This is a genomic window from Cupriavidus sp. WS, assembly GCF_000395345.1.
Taxonomy (GTDB): Bacteria; Pseudomonadota; Gammaproteobacteria; order Burkholderiales; family Burkholderiaceae; genus Cupriavidus; species Cupriavidus basilensis_B.
On the sequence record NZ_AQPL01000031.1, the window covers coordinates 1 to 822 of the forward strand.

Consider the following 822-nt stretch of genomic DNA (forward strand, 5'->3'; position numbering starts at 1 on the left):
CCCGCCACCGGCGGGGCGCCGCACAACCCGCTCGCAGATCATGGAACACCTCACGCTCGGTCCCCTCACCCGCGCCTCCGGCACGGTCCGCCTGCCCGGCTCCAAGAGCATCTCCAACCGCGTGCTGCTGCTGGCGGCGCTCGCCGAAGGCGAAACGCGCGTACGCGACCTGCTCGATTCCGACGACACCCGCGTGATGCTGCAGGCGCTGCGCACGCTCGGCGTGGAGTGGCGGCAGGAAGACGGCGCGTGCGTGGTGCGCGGCGCCGGCGGCAACTTCTCCAACAAGTCGGCCGACCTGTTCATGGGCAACGCCGGCACCGCGATCCGCCCGCTCACCGCGGCGCTGGCGCTGCAGGGCGGCAGCTACAAGCTGTCCGGCGTGCCGCGCATGCACGAGCGGCCGATCGGCGACCTCGTCGACGGCCTGCGCCAGATCGGCGCGAAGATCGACTACCTCGGCACCGAGGGCTATCCGCCGCTGCAGATCTCGCCGGCGCCGATCCGCATCGACGCGCCGATCCGCGTGCGCGGCGACGTCTCCAGCCAGTTTCTGACGGCGCTGCTGATGACGCTGCCGCTGGCCGACGCCGCCGCCGGCACCATCGAGATCGAGGTGGTCGGCGAGCTGATTTCCAAGCCCTACATCGAGATCACGCTCAACCTGCTGGCGCGCTTCGGCATCGAGGTCCGGCGCGAAGGCTGGTCGCGCTTCATCGTGCCGGCGCGCGCGGCCTACCGCTCGCCCGGCGAGATCTTCGTCGAGGGCGATGCCTCGTCGGCCTCGTATTTCCTGGCGGCCGGCGCCATCGGCGGCGGCCC

General features: G+C 71.9%; 1 pseudogene. It reads left to right on the top strand.

Annotated elements, in window-relative coordinates:
• Positions 1-40 precede the first annotated feature (40 nt).
• Positions 41-822: pseudogene (locus K206_RS0103285) on the top strand (3-phosphoshikimate 1-carboxyvinyltransferase); the annotation flags it as partial.